Below are 15,460 nucleotides of genomic sequence, written 5' to 3' on the forward strand. Positions count from 1 at the left end.
CGCTACCTGTTGACCGAATAGCAATCGACTTGCGGCTCGCTTGGCAGCGCGCCGGAGACGCCGATCACGAAGCCCGGCGCATTGAGGAGAGACGCCCAGTGTTCGCTGCGCTGGTCGAGCTCGAGGCAGAGGCGGTCGCCGTCGTAAGGTATCTCGCGCGGCTGGGAATGCAGGGGCTTCAGCGGTATCCCCGGCAGCCGGGATTTCCACAGGGCGTCGAATTCGTCGGCGGAGCCCACGGTCACCTGATTGACGAAGACCCGGCGCAGCGCCTCGTCCGACAGTTCCGAGCCGACACGGACCACGATGCGGCCCCCGGTCAGGATCTCGGGAGAATCGATGCGCACCTTCCAGACATTGGTCGCGTGCTTCATCACCGGCAGGGCGCGCGACTTCGGCTCGACATAACGCAGGCTGAGGATCAGCGAGCGGAGCGTGTCGGCGAGCGCCGCGTAGGCGGGACCGGGCGCCATATGGTCGTAGGCCGGCAGCTCGGTCAGCCGCCGCGAGCCGGAGCCATAGGTCGCCATCCGCCCCGCGAGGCCGGCGAGTTCGAGATAGAGTTCGGCCGGGTGAAAGAGATCCTGCGCCAGCATATGCGCGAGCCGGGGCCGCGAGGTATTGGCGAGGTCGAGCACCAGCAGGTTCTCGACGCCGCGGCCGGGCCCGCCGAGCACCATCCGGCCGTGCGCGTCGGCGATCCGGTCGAGGCCGGTGACCAGTTCCCGCAGCAGGTCGGCGTAGGCGGGCACGGCCTGGGTGACGAGCGCGGGCGGCAGGAAGCCCTCGGCGAGGGCGACGCCGCCGTCGGCGCGCAGGCCGAGACACTCGGCGACCGGCAGCGTGGTATAGCCGCCTGCGGGCACTCCGGGTGGCAGCAGCAGGGCGCGCGGCCGGGCGATCTCGATCTCCTCGGGATCGGCGCCGCCATGCACCGCGTCGCGCACCGTCTCGATCCGCCCGTGATAGCGCGCGCCGGTCGGCTCGGCATGCGCCGAATCGAAGCTGGCGCCGCCCGGCGTCTCGACCGGCAGCGCGAGGATGACCGGGCCGGCGGCGATGTCGCGGGCGATGGCGAGCGGCGGCGGCGCATCCATGGTTTCGGGTATCGCGAAGGGCGTGCCATCGGGGAACAGCCCGCGGGCGGAGCGGATCGCGAGGCGCCCGGCCTCGAGCAGCGCGGTGTCGAGGCAGAGTTCGGCGAAGCCGAAGGTCTGCAGCCTTCCCGCGCGCAACGCGCCGCGCATCAGCCCCTCGGCGAAACGGTCCTGCTGCTGGAAATGCTGCGAGCGCAGGAACAGGCCCTCGCTCCACAGTACCTTGTTCGCGTCGCTCATGCCCCCACCGATCCGGTCAGGCGAGGCTGAGCGCGAGCCCGCCCGGCCCGAGCGTGACGGAGCCGGTCGGCGTGGTGCCGGGGGCGATCGGCGCGCTGACCCGCCAGACCTTGCCGCCGGGGTCGCGGAAGAGGCCGGCGAGGCCGAGGAAGGCGGCCTCCGGCTCCATGGTAACGGCGAGGTTCGCGGCGCCGCCGGGCGGGACCGCGACCTGCGCGAGGCCGACGAGCGACCCGCCGAGCGCCGCCGCGGGGTCGGCCTGCAGTGCGAGAAAATCCGCCGCCTCGAAGGCGCCGGGATCGCGCAGGCGGAAGACCGAGATGGTCAGCGGCCGGTCGGTGCCGTCGGGCCCTGGGTTCATGCCCGGCCCGCCGGTGAAGGCGAGCGTCACGATCGCCGGCCCTGGCGGCTCACCGCCGCAGCCGGCGAGGAGCGTGGCGGCCCCGGTCCCGATCAGGAAGGCGCGTCGGGTCGGCATGGTCATTCTCCCTTGCTGCTCTCGTAGGCGTCGCGGAAATCGGCGCCGACCTCGCCGAGGAAGCGCTGCTCGGCGCTTCGGGCGATCTCGCGGTAGCGGTCCTCGTAGAGTTCCCAGAGCTTGGCCCGACGCCCGCCGGCGAGCAAGGTCGTCAGCGTGGACTGGGCTTTCAGCTCGTCTTCCAGCGCCGCCGGATCGAAACGGTCGATCATCGCGGCGAGTGCCGACTGCACGCCGCGCCAGGCATCGACGTGATGCTGCGCGAGGTCCCGGACGGCGCCGGTGATCGCCGCCTCCGGCCCGAGAAAGCCCGGGCTCGGCTCGCCGACCATGCTGGCGAGGGCGGCGTCGGCGGTCGGCATGAATTTCAGCGGATTGACGTCCGCCGCGCCGACGATCGTCCGCGAGACGCGGGCATTGTCCTTTTCCTGCGCCCGCTTGCGCAGGAGATGCATGAGACCCTCCAGCATCAGCCGGTAGGCGCGGCCGAATTCCTCCATCTCCGCCACCGGATTTCGCGCCGGAAAGGCGGCCGGTTCGAGCCCGAGCCCGCGCAGGAAGGCGTCGCGCGCGCCGGGATCGGGCCGCGTCGGTTCGGGATGGGTCATTTCGGGGCGGATCGGTTCCGGGCGCGCGGGTTCGGGCCGCGCCGGCTCCGCGGCGGGCGCGGCGAAGGGAGCGGGCCAGTCGAAGGCGGTGGTGGGGGCCACCGGCGGGGGCGGCGCCGAGGGCAGGGGGTCGAGGGTGAAGGGGTCGTCGAAGAAGGGCTGGCTCGGCCGGGCCGGCGTGGCGGGTTCGGGCGCGAAATAGCGCGGCGCCACCGGTTTCTCGAAAGCGTCGGGCAGGTCGGCGGGACGCGGCGGCGCCGGTTCGGGCCGGGGCGAGGCGAAGAAATCGTCACCGTCGAAGGGCGACCGCGCCGTCGTGGCGGCGGGCGGCGGCGCGGATGCCTGCCAGGGTTCGGGTGCGACGTGGGGTGCGACGGCGGGCGCCGCGGCAATCCGCACGCGAAGCAGGAAGTCACCGATCCTGAGCCGGGTGCCGTCGCGGAGCGCGGCGCTGTTGCCGGTGCCGAGCGGGGTGCGCGCGTCATCGACGAAGAGACCGCCGGTCGAGGTGTCGGTGACGGTGAAGCCGGTCGGCCCGGCCTCGATGGTGCAATGGGCGCGCGACACGAACATGTCGGGATCGTCGATCCGCAGATCGGCGTCCGCGCCCCGGCCGATGACGAGCGCGCCGCTCCTGAGGCTTGCCTGTCGCACCGCCTGGGGCGTCGGACCCTGCTCGATGCTGACGACGAGGCTCATGCCGCGGTCTCCAGCCCGAAGCCGACGAAACCGCGAAAGCGCAGGTCGCCCCGATCGCCCGCGCGCCGGGGCGCGAGCCAGGCGACGCGGCCGAGGCGCGCGGTGCCGAGGCGGGCGGCCGGAACCTCGCCGGCGGCGAGCACCAGCCGCAGATCGACATCGAGCGTCTCGCCGACCGTGTGCCGGATGATCTCGCGCACGCCGTCGAGCGCGGGGGCGCCGGGCAGGAAGGCGTTGAACTGGTCGAGGGTCAGCGGTCCGAGGGCGATCTCGATCCGGCTTTGGCGCTGGAAGGCGCGCGCGCCGACCGTGGCCCCGGCGCCGAGCCGCGCCAGCGGCCCGCCGAGCCGCGACCGCAGCCGCGCGGGGATGGGCATCCAGACGCCCACGAACTCCTCGAGCCTGACCCCGACATCCAGCGCGTCGGCCAGCGGGCGGGTCAGCCGCTCCGGCCCCTCGACCTGATGGCCGAGCGCGGTCGCGTGACGCCGCGCCAGCGCGCCGAAACCCTCGCTCGGCGCGGCGTCCGGCAGGCCGACGCCCGCCAGCGCGCCGAGCAGGGCCGATACGCGGCCGCCGCCCGGCCGCTCCACCTGTACCGCCGGGCGCGAATCGGCCCAGGCGCGATAGAAGAGCCCGATCATCCGATGCTGCAGCAGGTTGGCGAAATCGACGAAGGTCGTGTCATGCGTCGCCCCCGCCTCGTGGTCGGAGAACCAGCGCTGCGACAGCCGGTCGAAGACCCAGCGGGTGAGATGCAGCGGCATCGGCCCCTCTGGCCCGAGCAGCCCGAAATTCACCACCCGCACCTCGGCCGGCGCGGCGTCGCTGGCCGGTCGCCAATGCGCGATGTCCTGGGTGGCGAAGGCGAGCCGCACGGTCTGGCCGAGGCGCGCGGGCTCGGCGTCCGGCCGGCCACCGGCGGCGAAGCGCCCGCCGGCCCGCTCCAGCCGCCGCATCAGCTCGAAGAAATCCATCGCCTCGGCGGGCAATGACAAGGCCGGTGGCGCGGGCGCGGGGGGCGTCGCGTCTAGATCAGGCCGCGGCGGCCGGGCGTCATCGGCCATGGCACCTCCTCCTGGCTCTGGATCAGCCGCGCGCGGGTGCGGACGAAGGCGTTGATCGCGGCGTAGCGGGCGAAGAGCCGCGCGAGCAGGCCCGAAAGGAGAAGCCCGCTATGTCCACTCAGCAGCGACTGGTCGATATCGAGCGTGACCTCCACCCCGCGGCCGAAGCACATCGGGCCGGAAAACGGCAACCGCTCGATCACGGGGCGCGCGCCGACCCGGGTGATGGAGCGGGCATGGCGGGCAAGGCCCGGGTCGCCCCGGTCGGCATAGAGTTCGAGCAAGGCGCGCAGCGGCGTCGCGGCCTCGCCGGCTTCCGCGAGGCTGAGAAAGTTCAGCGACAGTTGCGCGACCAGCCGCCAGGCCAGGTCGTCGGCGCGCGACTCGCCGGCCGGCCCGCTCGGCAGCGTGGCGGCGATCGCGCGCCGGGGCGGACGCAAGGCGCCAAGCAGGCGCACCTGCTCGACCGGATCACCGCTCTCGGGCGTCAGGCTGGGCGAATCGTCGAGGATCGGCAGGTCGCGGTTGGTGCAGAGCGCGCGGATGTCGAGCCGCTTGATCGGCCGGGCGCGACCGTCGCCCGCGGGACGCGAGATCGCGAGGAACACATCGTCCCCGGCGTAGGATGTCCGGGTCTGGCCCTGCCGCCGCTCATCCTCCGCCGGGCGGCGCGGCCTGCGCTCGGTCGAGAAGACCCAGCCACCGCCCCTTGTCTGGCCGAGGCTGAACAGCTCCGGTACCAGGGCCTCGGGGCCTTCGGCGTCGCTGTCCTCCGCATGAGTGACGCGCAGGATCTCGAAGTCGCGCGGTCGGGCGCGGTCGGCATGCACCACCTGCCGCGCGCGGCGGCCGTCGAGCTCCAGCGTGCCGCATTCCCGCTCGAAGAGATTCACGATCGGCGTCGCATGGAGCAGCAGGTCGGCGGGACGCAGGCCGGCGAGTTCGGGCGTGGCGCGGCGGAACAGGATCAGGATCTCCAGCCGCCCGGCCGAGGCGCGGACGATGGGCGCGAGGCCGTCCAGCCGGGCGAAATGGAACCGCTCGGGAGCGACGAAATATTCGCGCAGGAGCCGATATCCCTCGAAGCTCGGGCGGGAGCGTGGCAGCAGCGCCTCGTCGTCGCGGATGCCGATCATCTCCGGCCGGGGCAGGGCGGAGACAGGGTTCGCGCGGCCCTCCGCCCGGGCGCCGACGGCGGCGCAGGCGCCGAAGAGCGCATCGAACAGCGCCGGCGCGCGGGCGCGGTCGGCGAAATGCAGATCGAGCCGGTCGAGCGACAGCTCGGCCAGCGTGCCCTTGCCGAGCCGCCCGAGCGTGAGGCGCAGACCCGAGACACCACCCGCGCCGCCGATCGCCCCGATCCCGGCGGCGGCGAGCGCGCCCCGGTCCTGCAGGTAGTCGACGCCGGTGATCTCGATCGGCCACAGCGTGACATCCTGCGCCGTCGTGTAGGTGCAGCGGGTGGAAAGCCCGGGCCGCAGGCTCGAGACGAGTCGCGTGCCGCGGCGGACCACGTGCCCGCCGAGCATGGTCAGCACCTGCTGTCCCGGCTTCAGCGCGACGATGCCGGTCGCGGGCGCCGGTGCGATCAGGTCGGGATAGAGCGCCTCGATCACGTCGCGGGCGAACCGCGCCCCCTCGGCATCGACCTTCAGCCGGGTGCGCGCCGCGAGGAAGGCGACGCCTTCCAGCAGCCGCTCGACGTAAGGATCGGGGCAGGGAACCGTGTCGAGCGACAGGTTGCGGGCGACGGCGGGATGCATGTCGGCGAATTCGGCCGCCAGTGCCCGGATATGGCCAAGCTCGTCTTCGTAATAGTCGAGAAAGACCCGGTCCAAGCTCAGGCCCCCCGCGTTTCGGTCCGCGCCCGTCCGTTGTCGAGGTCGATCATGGTGCGCAGCCGCAACCGCTCCGGCGCGGGCGCCATGATCAGGAGCGCGTCGATCTCGATGCGGAGCCCGGCCGCCTTGTCCGCCGTGGTGACGGTGACCTTTGTCGCCCCGGGCTTCAGCCGCGGCTCGAAGGTGGCGAGGATGCCGAGAATCTCGCGCGCCAGCGCCTCGCGGTCGAAGTCGCGGCTGGAGCGGCCGGCGAAGGCCGGGACGCCGTAGTTCACCACGCTGCGCCGCGCCTCCGGGAAGTCGGCGAGCGAAGGCGGATCGTCGGGCAGGGCGGCGGCCTCGGCGTCGGTAAGGAGCGGCGTCGCCTCGAAGCGTTCGGTATTGAACAGCGCCTCGATGTCGCGGCGCACCGCCTCGCGCAGCACGTCGGGCGAGACAACGATGCCACGCTCCTCCAGTTCGGCCCGGCGCCGCTCCTGATGGAGGACACGGCGCAGGCTCTTGCGCTGCTCCGCCGTCAGGGTCGCGTCGGCGTCGATGGCGCGGGCGCCGGCGTCGAGCAGCGCGGTCAGCCGCTCGGCGCCGATCTCGGCTTCCAGCAGGCGGCGGAGCCAGCCGATTTCGGAGCCGAGCCCGGGCAGATCGTTGACGAGCCGGTCCCAGAGCGAGGGCTGGACCGACTCGCGCGTCGCCCGCGCTGGCGCCTCCGGCTGTTTCACGCGCCCGCCTCTCTCACTTGGCCACGCGGACGTTCATCTCGACCTCGTGGTCCGTGTCGTAGGCGAACTTGATGGCGTGATAGGCAAATCCCACCCGTTCCTCCAGAAGATCGGGTTCCTCCTCGGCCTGGGTCACTTCGTATTTCATCACCGAGGCATCGGTCAGGGTGACGACGAGATAGTCCGAAGTTTCGCCGTCGATGGTGCGGCGAGCGGAAAAGACCACCTCGTCGAGCGGGGTATTGTCGAACAGCGCCTTCTTCAGATAGGGCGACGACATGTCATAGTACTTTGTAAAGATTATCATATCCAGATTGACCCTGCCGCGCCGCGACAGGCTGTTCGGGTCATAGGGCGCGTCCATGGCGAATCTGAAACCATGGACCTCGATCTCCTCCTCATGCCCGTCCCGTTCGCTCGGTCCCGGTATGTCGGGGACCTTCAGGAATCCGTCGATCTTGGTGATTGTCGTTCCGTCGGCTCTCGGCATGCGTGTCTCCCCCTTGGATCTGGGTCAGGATCGGGACTTCATGATCAGGATTTCACGGACGGCAGCTCGGAGACCAGCCGCAGCGAGGCGTTGATCCCTTCGAGCTGATAGTGCGGTCGCAGGTAGAAGCGGGCGGCGTAGTAACCCGGCCGTCCCTCGACGCTGTCGACCTGGACCTCGGCGGCGGCGAGCGGACGCCGGGCGCGGGCCTTGTCGTCGGCGAAGGCCGGATTGGCCAGCACGTAGCGGTTGATCCATTCGGTCAGCCAGGTCTGCATGTCGGCGCGCTCCTTGAAGGTGCCGACCTTGTCGCGGGCGATCGCCTTGAGATAATGGGCGAAGCGCGACACCGGGAACAGATAGGGCAGGTTGGCGCTCAGCCGCTCGTTGGCCTGCGCGTCGGGATCGACCAGCCGTCCAGCCCGCGCCTCGTCGTCCTGCAGCGAATGCGCGCCGATGAAGGCGGCGAGGTCGGTGTTCTTGCGGTGCAGGATCGGCATCAGCCCGAGCTTGGCCAGTTCCGCCTCGCGCCGGTCGTCGATCGCCACCTCGGTGGGGCATTTCATCGCCACCGAGCCGTCGTCGGTCGGGAAGGTATGCACCGGCAGGTTGATCACCGTGCCGCCCGATTCCACGCCCCGGATCTGCGTGCCCCAGCCATAGAGCTTGTGGCTGCGGTTGATGTTCACCCCCATCGGAAAGGCGGCGTTCATCCAGACGTATTTGTCGTGATCCTGGTTCACCTCCTCCTCGAAGGCGAAGCCCTTCACCGGCACCGTCTCCGCGCCATAGGGCAGGCGCGCCAGAACCCGCGGCATGGTGAGGCCGATATAGCGCGCATCCTCGCTCTCGCGCAGCGATTGCCAGGAGGCATAGGCGGGCGAGGAGACGATCTGCTGCAGATCCTGCGGGTTCGGCAGTTCCTGCCAGCTGTCCATGCGGAACAGGTTGGGCGAGGCGGCCGCGACGAACGGGGTGTGCGCCGAGGCGCAGATGCCCGACAGATTGCGCAGCAGGCCGACGTCCTTCGGATGGTTGGAGAACTCGTAGCCGCCCACCAGACAACCGAAGGGTTCGCCGCCGAACATCGAATATTCGTCGGTATAGACCTTGCGGAACACCGGGCTCTGGTCCCACATCTGGCCCTCGTAATCCTCGAGGGTATCGGCCAGCTGCTCCTTGGAGATATTGAGCACGCGGATCTTCAGCTTCTGATCGGTCTCGGTATTGTTGATGAGATAGTATAGGCCCCGCCAGGTGCCCTCCATCTCCCGCAGCTCGGGGGCGTGCAGGATCTCGTTCACCTGCTCGGACAGCATGCCGTCGATGCCGGCGATCAGGGATTTGATCGACTTGATGGCATTCGAGGAGATGGTCGTCGTCTCGGACCTCGCCCGCGCGGCGAGGGCGAGGTTGCGCACGAGGCCGCGCAGCTTGTCGCTGTCGTCCTTCTTGACGCGAAAATCCTTTTCCAGAAGTTCGCTGAACTCGCCGAGATCGACGGCCTCCGCTTCCGCGACGCCGGCGGCGACGGCCTTTTCCTGTTCGGCCATGGCTCAGCCCTCCGTCTTGTCGCCGAGCGACTGGTCCGCCAACTGCCGCAGCAGCGGCTCGTTGTTCAGGAGCTGGGCGATGCGCTTCTCCGCGTCGATCCGCCCGTCCATATAGCCGAGCAATTCCTCGAGTTGGCGGCGCATCCGCAGGATCTCGGCCAGTTGAGGGACTTGCATCGCGATCTTGTCGGGCGCGAAATCGCCCATCGAGTTGAAGGTGAGGTCGATGGCCATCTCCTCGTCCTTCTCCTCGCCCTCGGGTTGCGGCAGGGTGTTCTTCACCCGCGCCTTCACCCGTGGCCCCAGCGCCTCCATGAACTTGTTGAAGCGTCCGGCGTCGGTCTCGACGAAGGCGCGGTCCGGCACCGGCTTCATCGCCTCCGGCGTCTGCGATGCGCCGGAGAGATCGGCCATCACGCCCATGACAAAGGGCAGCTCGATGGTGGTCGGACTGCCGTAGTGCTCGACGTCATAGGCGATCTGCACGCGGGGCGCGCGGTTGCGTTCAATGACCTTGGCCTTGCTCTCACTCATGCTTATTCACCTTTTGTCCGTTGTTTGCCCGCGTCGGGAACGCCGGCGAGAAGGCGGAATTCCTTGAGCCCCGAGGGGGCGAGGTCTTCCATGAGTTGCAGGAAATCCATCGGCACCATGCGCCGGACGCGGCGGACGAGATGCGGGATCGGGCTCGAAGGCTCGGTCCGGTCGTAGAAGGCGATGACGAGATCGAGGCATTTCACCACCTCGTCGCGCGTGGCGATCCGGTCCGGCAACCCGCCCGAAAACACCTGGGCCACGGCCGCCATCGCGACCGGCGCGGCCCCTTCGGCCGGTGCCGGCGTCGGTTCCGCCGTCGATGCGGGCGCCGATGCCGGCGCGGCGCGTTCCAGCGAGCCGGCGACGCCCGCGAGGAACCCTGTGAGATCCGCCAGCACCGGCGCCGTCTCGCCGAGGCTCGCCTTGAGCGCGACCTCGACGGCGGCGACCGCCTCGGCGGCGGCGCGCGCCTCGGCCAGCATGCGCGCGAGGCCGTCGGGATCAAGCTCGGCCTGTGCCTTGCAACCCCGGCCGACCCGGCTCAGCAGGTCGTCATGGGCCGCGGCGAGCGCCGCCTTGTCGGCCTCGGTCGCCATCCGCGGCGCCTTGGCCAGCACGGCCTGGACGCTGAGCACGCCGCGTTCGAGATCGCGGCCGCTGACCCGGCCGACGCCGCGCGGCGCCATCATCTCCATCGCCCGCAGATCGCCGAGCAGCCCGTCGGGATCGCCCTGCATCTGGGCGAGCGCGTTGATCCGCCGCCGCGCCGCGTCGCGCGGCGGCCCATCGCGCAGTTCCGGATGCAGGCCGTCCCAATGTTCGGACAAGGTGCGGGCGATCAGGGTCAGCCCGTCGCCGAGCCCGGCGAGCCCCCGCTCGTTGGCGAGCGCGCGGGTGACGATGACGAGCAGCCGCAGGTCGCGGCCGCGCGGCCGCAGCGCCTCGGCCTGGCGCAGCACCTCGGCCCAGTCGACCGGTACGTTGGTCTCGGCGATCGGGTTGTTGCGCTCGTCCCGCACCACCTCGACGCGCGGCTGGGTCAGCCGTTCGATCTCGTGAAATCGCGGGTCGTCGCGCAGGCTCTCGCCGGAAGGGTTCTCGCCATCCAGCGGTCGCAACCAGGGATCGAAGTCAAACAACGAATCACCCCGATTCGGGAGGTTTCAAAAGATTCCTTTAGAACGCTTAATCGTACCACATTTCAGGCAAGACGCTGGAAAAAATAGCGCTATTGCCGCGTATCTATCAGCCGGCTCGTCACCGACAGCACCTTGACGTCACCCTTGGCGATGACCTCTCGCAGCCCTTGTGCGAAGGATTCTACCGATTCCGTCGTCGGGCGCATGACCGCGAAGAGCGGCGCGTCGGTATGCATGGCGATGACGAGGCTCTTGCCGAAAGTGTCGTCCACGGTAAAGGCGAGCTTGCCCGGATCGGCCGCCGCCTCCGCGCTCGAATAGGCGACCCGGATGTCGCGCACTCCGCCGTCGAGCGTGCCAATCGCGGCGAGCGCGTTGTCCGGCCGGCCGATGTTCGGCAGGATGTTGAAGAGGTTTCCGGTCACGTCCGCGATGCCGACCCAGAGATAGCCGCTGTCGAGCGTACCGGGAGCCAGCACGTCGATCACCGGATTGTCGCCCACGGCGTAGACCCCCGACATGTTCGGCGCGACGGCCGCCTCGCTGGCCGAGCCGGTGCCGAAGACGATCGAGATCGGCCCGGCCGCCACCTCCGGCAGCAGCGCCTGCACCGCGCAGAGCTGGGGGTTCAGCACCGTGAGATCGACCCGCGCCACCCGGTCGCCGACGCGGGCGTCGAGTGCCGCGCGGATCGCGGCGGCGTCGGCCTGCGTCGCCACGGCGCCGGCGATGCCGACGGTGCCTTCCAGCGGATAGTCCTCGCCAGGTGGCGGGGTCTGCGCCAGCGGACCGCAGGTCGCGAGCGGGGCGAGCAGGGTGGCGACGTCGCGGGGGTCGAGATGGCGGGGGCCGGTGCCGATCCGGGCGCGGCCGTCGAATCCGCCTTCCCGCGCCGCGATTGCGAAACGCCCGGCGGCGGCGTCGTGCGCCGCGCGGTCGGGGGCGAGCCCGGTCAGCGTCGCCTCGCCGCCACTGATATCGAGCCGCCATTCGTCGAGCCCCGCGGCGCTGTCGAGCAGGGCGACCACCGCGGCGGCCCAGGTCGGCGTCGGCGCGCCGCGGGCGATCCGCAGCGAGTCGGCCGGAACCGCCGCCGCCGCCGCGGCGGCGAAGGCCGATGTGATCGCCTCGCGCCCGGCCGCGTCCGGCGCATAACCCGCCAGCAGCGCGGCGCCGGTCGCCTCGACCGAGGCGCTGAGCGTGAAGGGGGCGACTTCCGGCTCCGCCGGGCGAAACAATCGGTCGAAGGCGCCGAATCCCCAGGCCCCGGCCAGCGCGACGATGATCGCGGTGACGACCGCGAGCCAGCGCCGGGAGCGGCGCGGCGCCGGCTTCGCGCTCAGCGGCTTCAGCGCCCGCTGGATCTCGGTGGCGACGGCGGCGGCGCTCGGCGGCCGGCGCGCCGGGTCGGGCTGGGTCAGGTCGGCGATGAGCGCGCGCAAGGGTTCGGGCACGCCGGCGAGATCCAGTGGCTGGGCCTTGCGCCGCATCACCTCGCCCGGGCTGCCGCCCATGTCGGGCACACGGCCGCGAAAGCTGGCGAGCAGCGATGCGCCGAGCGCGTAGAGATCCGAGCGCGGCTCGGCCCGCCCGTCCAACTGTTCGGGGGCCGCGTATTCGTACTTGCCGGCGAAATCATTGCCGACGATGGTCCTCGCGCCTTCCCGGCTGTCCTTGGCGATGCCGAAGTCGATGATCACCGCGCGGTCCGGCTCGCCCCCGCGCAGGATGATATTGTCAGGCGACAGGTCGCGGTGGACGATGCCGCGGGCGTGGGTCGCCTTCAGTCCCTCGGCGACCCGCAGGCCGACGACCATGAGATCGCGCGGCGGCACGCCCCCCCGCGCCAGCAGATCGCTGAGCGGCACGCCGTCGACATAGTCCATGACAAGATAGACCGGTCCCTCCGCCACGCGACCGCAGTCGGTATAGCGCACCACCGCGTCGTCGGTGATCTCCCGGATCTCCTCCTCGCGCTTCATCAACTCGACATAGTCGGCATTGCCGGAGAAGGCGCGGCTCAGCGCCTTGATCGCCACCACGCGCCCGGTGATCTGGTTGCGGGCGCGATAGACCTCGCCGGTGCCGCCGCGACCGAGCACGCCTTCGATCTCATAGGTATTGTTGAGCACCTGCCCCTTGCGGAAGATGTCACCGGGCAGCGGGTCGATCATCGACGCCTCCGAAGCCTGCGCGCCGCGATTGTATTGTCGCGGTTTTGTGGCATTCTATCAGGCAAGGCGGCGTATGCGCGGAAATTTATCCGCTCCCCCGAAAGGCCAGCCCATGCAGCGTGCGACTTCCCAGGGTTTCAAGCGCAAGGAACTCGTCGGCAAGCTGAATCCCACTTGCCTCAGGGCCTTCAAGGCGGCGGCGGACGCGGCGAAGCTGCGCGGCAATCCTTACGTCGAGCTGGCGCACTGGGTCGAGCAACTGGCCTTGTCCACGCGCTCGGACTTCCAGCTGATCCTCGGCGAGGCGGGCGTCGACGCGGGCCGGCTCGCGGCGGACATGACCCGGGCGATCGACAAGCTGCCGCATGGCGCGGGCTCGATCGAGGAGTTTTCCGACCATATCTTCCACGCGATCCAGGAAGCCTGGAACTACGGCGCGTTGCAGTTCGGCGACGAGGAGGTGCGCTCGGCCTATGTGCTGCTCGCAGCGCTGAAGACGCCGGTGCTCGACGGACTGCTCGGCAAGATCAGCCCGGAATTCGACAGGATCGACGCCGACGCGGTCGCCGCCCGGCTCGGGGATGTGGTGGAGACCTCGCTTGAGGCCGCCGCGCCCGCCATTCCGGCCGCCGATGCCGCGCCACGCAAGCCGCCAGGCGGTGAGTCGGCGCTGTCGAAATATGCCACCGATCTCACCGCCCGGGCGCGCGGTGGCAAGATCGACCCGGTGATCGGCCGCGACCCGGAAATCCGCCAGATCATCGACGTGCTGATGCGGCGGCGGCAGAACAACCCGATCCTGACCGGCGAGGCCGGGGTCGGCAAGACGGCGGTGGTCGAGGGTTTCGCGCTGCGCATCGCCTCGGGCGACGTGCCGCCGATGCTGCGCGACGTGGCGCTGATGATGCTCGACATCGGCCTGATGCAGGCGGGCGCCAGCGTGAAGGGTGAGTTCGAGAAGCGGCTGAAAGCGGTGATCGACGAGACGCAGGCGAGCGAGACGCCGGTGATCCTGTTCATCGACGAGGCGCATACGCTGATCGGCGCGGGCGGCGCGGCGGGGACGGGCGACGCCGCGAACCTCCTGAAGCCGGCCCTGGCGCGGGGCGAGTTGCGCACCATCGCCGCGACGACCTGGGCCGAATACAAGGAGCATATCGAGAAGGACCCGGCCCTGACCCGCCGCTTCCAGGTGGTGAAGGTCGAGGAACCAGAGGAGGCCGCCGCCGTCCAGATGTTGCGCGGCGTGGCGGGCGTGCTGGAGAAGCACCATGAGGTGCAGATCCTCGACGAGGCGATCGCGGCGGCCGTCGGCCTCTCGCACCGCTATATTCCGGCCCGGCAACTGCCCGACAAGGCGGTCAGTCTGCTCGACACCGCCTGCGCGCGGGTCGCGGTGTCGCAGCATGCCACCCCGGCGGAGATCGAGGATCTGCGCCGCCGGCGGCAGGTGCTGGAGGTCGAGCAGGGGATCATCGCCCGCGAGGCGGCGATCGGCATCGAGGTCACCGAGCGCGCGGCGCGGGTCGAGCGCGGCCTCGCCGAAGGCCAGGCCGCGCTCGAGGCGGCGGAAGCCCGATGGGCGGCGGAGCGCGATCTGGTGACGCGGATCCTCGCGCTGCGCGCCCGTCTGCGCGGCGAGGGTGTCGCGCTCGACACGGCGGCGGAGCCGGCGATGGCCGGGGCCGAAGCGCCGCCACCGCCGCCCGCCGCTCCGGTGGTCGATCGCGCGGCGGATCTGGAGGATCTGCGCCGGTTGATGGCGGAGTTGGCCGCGGCGCAGGGCGAGACGCCGCTGATCCTGCCGTCGGTCGATCGCAACGCGGTGGCGGCGGTGGTCCAGGACTGGACCGGTGTGCCGATGGGCCGGATGCTGGCGAGCCAGACCGAGAAGGCGCTCGCCCTCGCCGCGCTGCTCGCCGAGCGCGTTGTCGGCCAGGACCACGCCATGGAAATGATCGCCAAGCGCGTGCAGACCAGTCGCGCCGGTCTCGACGCGCCGGAAAAGCCGATCGGCGTCTTCCTGCTCTGCGGTCCGTCCGGTGTCGGCAAGACCGAGACCGCGCTGGCGCTGGCCGAGATGCTTTATGGCGGCGAGCAGAATCTGATCTCGATCAACATGTCGGAATTCCAGGAGGCACATACGGTCTCGACACTGAAGGGCGCGCCGCCGGGATACGTCGGCTACGGCAAGGGCGGCATCCTGACCGAGGCGGTGCGGCGCCGGCCCTATTCGGTGATCCTGCTCGACGAGGTCGAGAAGGCGCATCCGGACGTGCACGAGATCTTCTTCCAGGTGTTTGACAAGGGGATGATGGACGACAGCGAGGGCCGGCGGATCGATTTCAAGAACTGCCTGATCCTGCTCACGTCCAATGTCGGATCCGAGGAGATCATGCGACTGACCGATGGCGGCCGACGCCGGTCGGAGATCGCCGACCTCGACAAGGCGCTGCGTCCGCCGTTGCTCGGCGTCTTTCCGGCCGCCCTGCTCGGGCGGCTCGTCACCATTCCCTATTATCCGCTGTCGGACGCGATGATCGGCGCGATCGCCAGCCACCAGTTCCGCAAGATCGCCGCCCGGCTCGACGAGACCCATGGCGCCGAGCTCGTGATCGGCGACGGTGTGCTCGACACGATCAAGGCCCGCTGCACCGAGATCGAATCCGGCGGTCGCATGATCGACGCGATCCTGACCAACACGCTGCTGCCCGAACTCAGCCGGGGCGTGCTCAACCGCGTGCTGGAAGGCGCGCCGATCCGCCGGGTCACCGTATCGGCGACCCCGGAGGGCTTCGCCTACCACTTCGCCTGAGCC

At 70.4% G+C, this 15,460-nt stretch carries 12 protein-coding genes; 1 reads left to right on the forward strand and 11 read right to left on the reverse strand.

Annotated elements, in window-relative coordinates; genetic code table 11:
• Positions 1–2 precede the first annotated feature (2 nt).
• The 11 genes from tssK to Q0480_RS09925 form a co-directional block, all read right to left on the reverse strand.
• The gene (gene tssK, locus Q0480_RS09875) at positions 3–1,337 is read right to left on the reverse strand and encodes a type VI secretion system baseplate subunit TssK (protein ID WP_299132493.1); all 1,335 of its coding nucleotides are present in this window, start codon (positions 1,335–1,337) and stop codon (positions 3–5) included.
• A 16-nt stretch (positions 1,338–1,353) separates the two neighbouring features.
• Positions 1,354–1,815, reverse strand: coding sequence for a type VI secretion system lipoprotein TssJ (gene tssJ, locus Q0480_RS09880; protein ID WP_299132495.1), 462 nt, complete (start codon positions 1,813–1,815; stop codon positions 1,354–1,356).
• Between the two features lie 2 nt (positions 1,816–1,817).
• Complete coding sequence (gene tagH / locus Q0480_RS09885) at positions 1,818–3,122, reverse strand: type VI secretion system-associated FHA domain protein TagH (RefSeq protein WP_299132496.1); 1,305 nt, start codon at positions 3,120–3,122, stop codon at positions 1,818–1,820.
• Complete coding sequence (gene tssG / locus Q0480_RS09890) at positions 3,119–4,189, reverse strand: type VI secretion system baseplate subunit TssG (RefSeq protein WP_299132497.1); 1,071 nt, start codon at positions 4,187–4,189, stop codon at positions 3,119–3,121. The genes tagH and tssG overlap by 4 nt, the downstream gene beginning before the upstream one ends.
• Complete coding sequence (gene tssF / locus Q0480_RS09895) at positions 4,153–6,027, reverse strand: type VI secretion system baseplate subunit TssF (RefSeq protein ID WP_299132498.1); 1,875 nt, start codon at positions 6,025–6,027, stop codon at positions 4,153–4,155. The genes tssG and tssF overlap by 37 nt, the downstream gene beginning before the upstream one ends.
• A 2-nt stretch (positions 6,028–6,029) precedes the next feature.
• Complete coding sequence (gene tssE / locus Q0480_RS09900) at positions 6,030–6,749, reverse strand: type VI secretion system baseplate subunit TssE (RefSeq protein ID WP_299132499.1); 720 nt, start codon at positions 6,747–6,749, stop codon at positions 6,030–6,032.
• Between the two features lie 13 nt (positions 6,750–6,762).
• Positions 6,763–7,239 (reverse strand): type VI secretion system tube protein TssD, encoded by a 477-nt coding sequence (tssD, locus tag Q0480_RS09905; protein ID WP_299132500.1) that lies wholly within the window; start codon positions 7,237–7,239, stop codon positions 6,763–6,765.
• Positions 7,240–7,283: 44 nt separating this feature from the next.
• On the reverse strand, positions 7,284–8,792 hold the full coding sequence (gene tssC, locus Q0480_RS09910) for a type VI secretion system contractile sheath large subunit (protein WP_299132501.1): 1,509 nt from the start codon (positions 8,790–8,792) through the stop codon (positions 7,284–7,286).
• Positions 8,793–8,795: 3 nt separating this feature from the next.
• A complete protein-coding gene (gene tssB, locus Q0480_RS09915; RefSeq protein WP_299132502.1) occupies positions 8,796–9,326 on the reverse strand; it encodes a type VI secretion system contractile sheath small subunit in 531 nt (176 codons plus the stop codon).
• A 2-nt stretch (positions 9,327–9,328) separates the two neighbouring features.
• Positions 9,329–10,468 (reverse strand): type VI secretion system protein TssA, encoded by a 1,140-nt coding sequence (gene tssA / locus Q0480_RS09920; RefSeq protein ID WP_299132503.1) that lies wholly within the window; start codon positions 10,466–10,468, stop codon positions 9,329–9,331.
• Between the two features lie 89 nt (positions 10,469–10,557).
• On the reverse strand, positions 10,558–12,642 hold the full coding sequence (locus Q0480_RS09925) for a serine/threonine-protein kinase (protein WP_299132504.1): 2,085 nt from the start codon (positions 12,640–12,642) through the stop codon (positions 10,558–10,560).
• A 112-nt stretch (positions 12,643–12,754) separates the two neighbouring features.
• Between Q0480_RS09925 and tssH the strand changes: the two genes are divergently transcribed.
• The gene (tssH, locus tag Q0480_RS09930; RefSeq protein WP_299132505.1) at positions 12,755–15,457 is read left to right on the forward strand and encodes a type VI secretion system ATPase TssH; all 2,703 of its coding nucleotides are present in this window, start codon (positions 12,755–12,757) and stop codon (positions 15,455–15,457) included.
• The last annotated feature ends 3 nt before the right edge of the window (positions 15,458–15,460 follow it).

The organism is uncultured Amaricoccus sp., assembly GCF_937891315.1.
In the GTDB taxonomy this organism is placed as follows: domain Bacteria; phylum Pseudomonadota; class Alphaproteobacteria; order Rhodobacterales; family Rhodobacteraceae; genus Amaricoccus.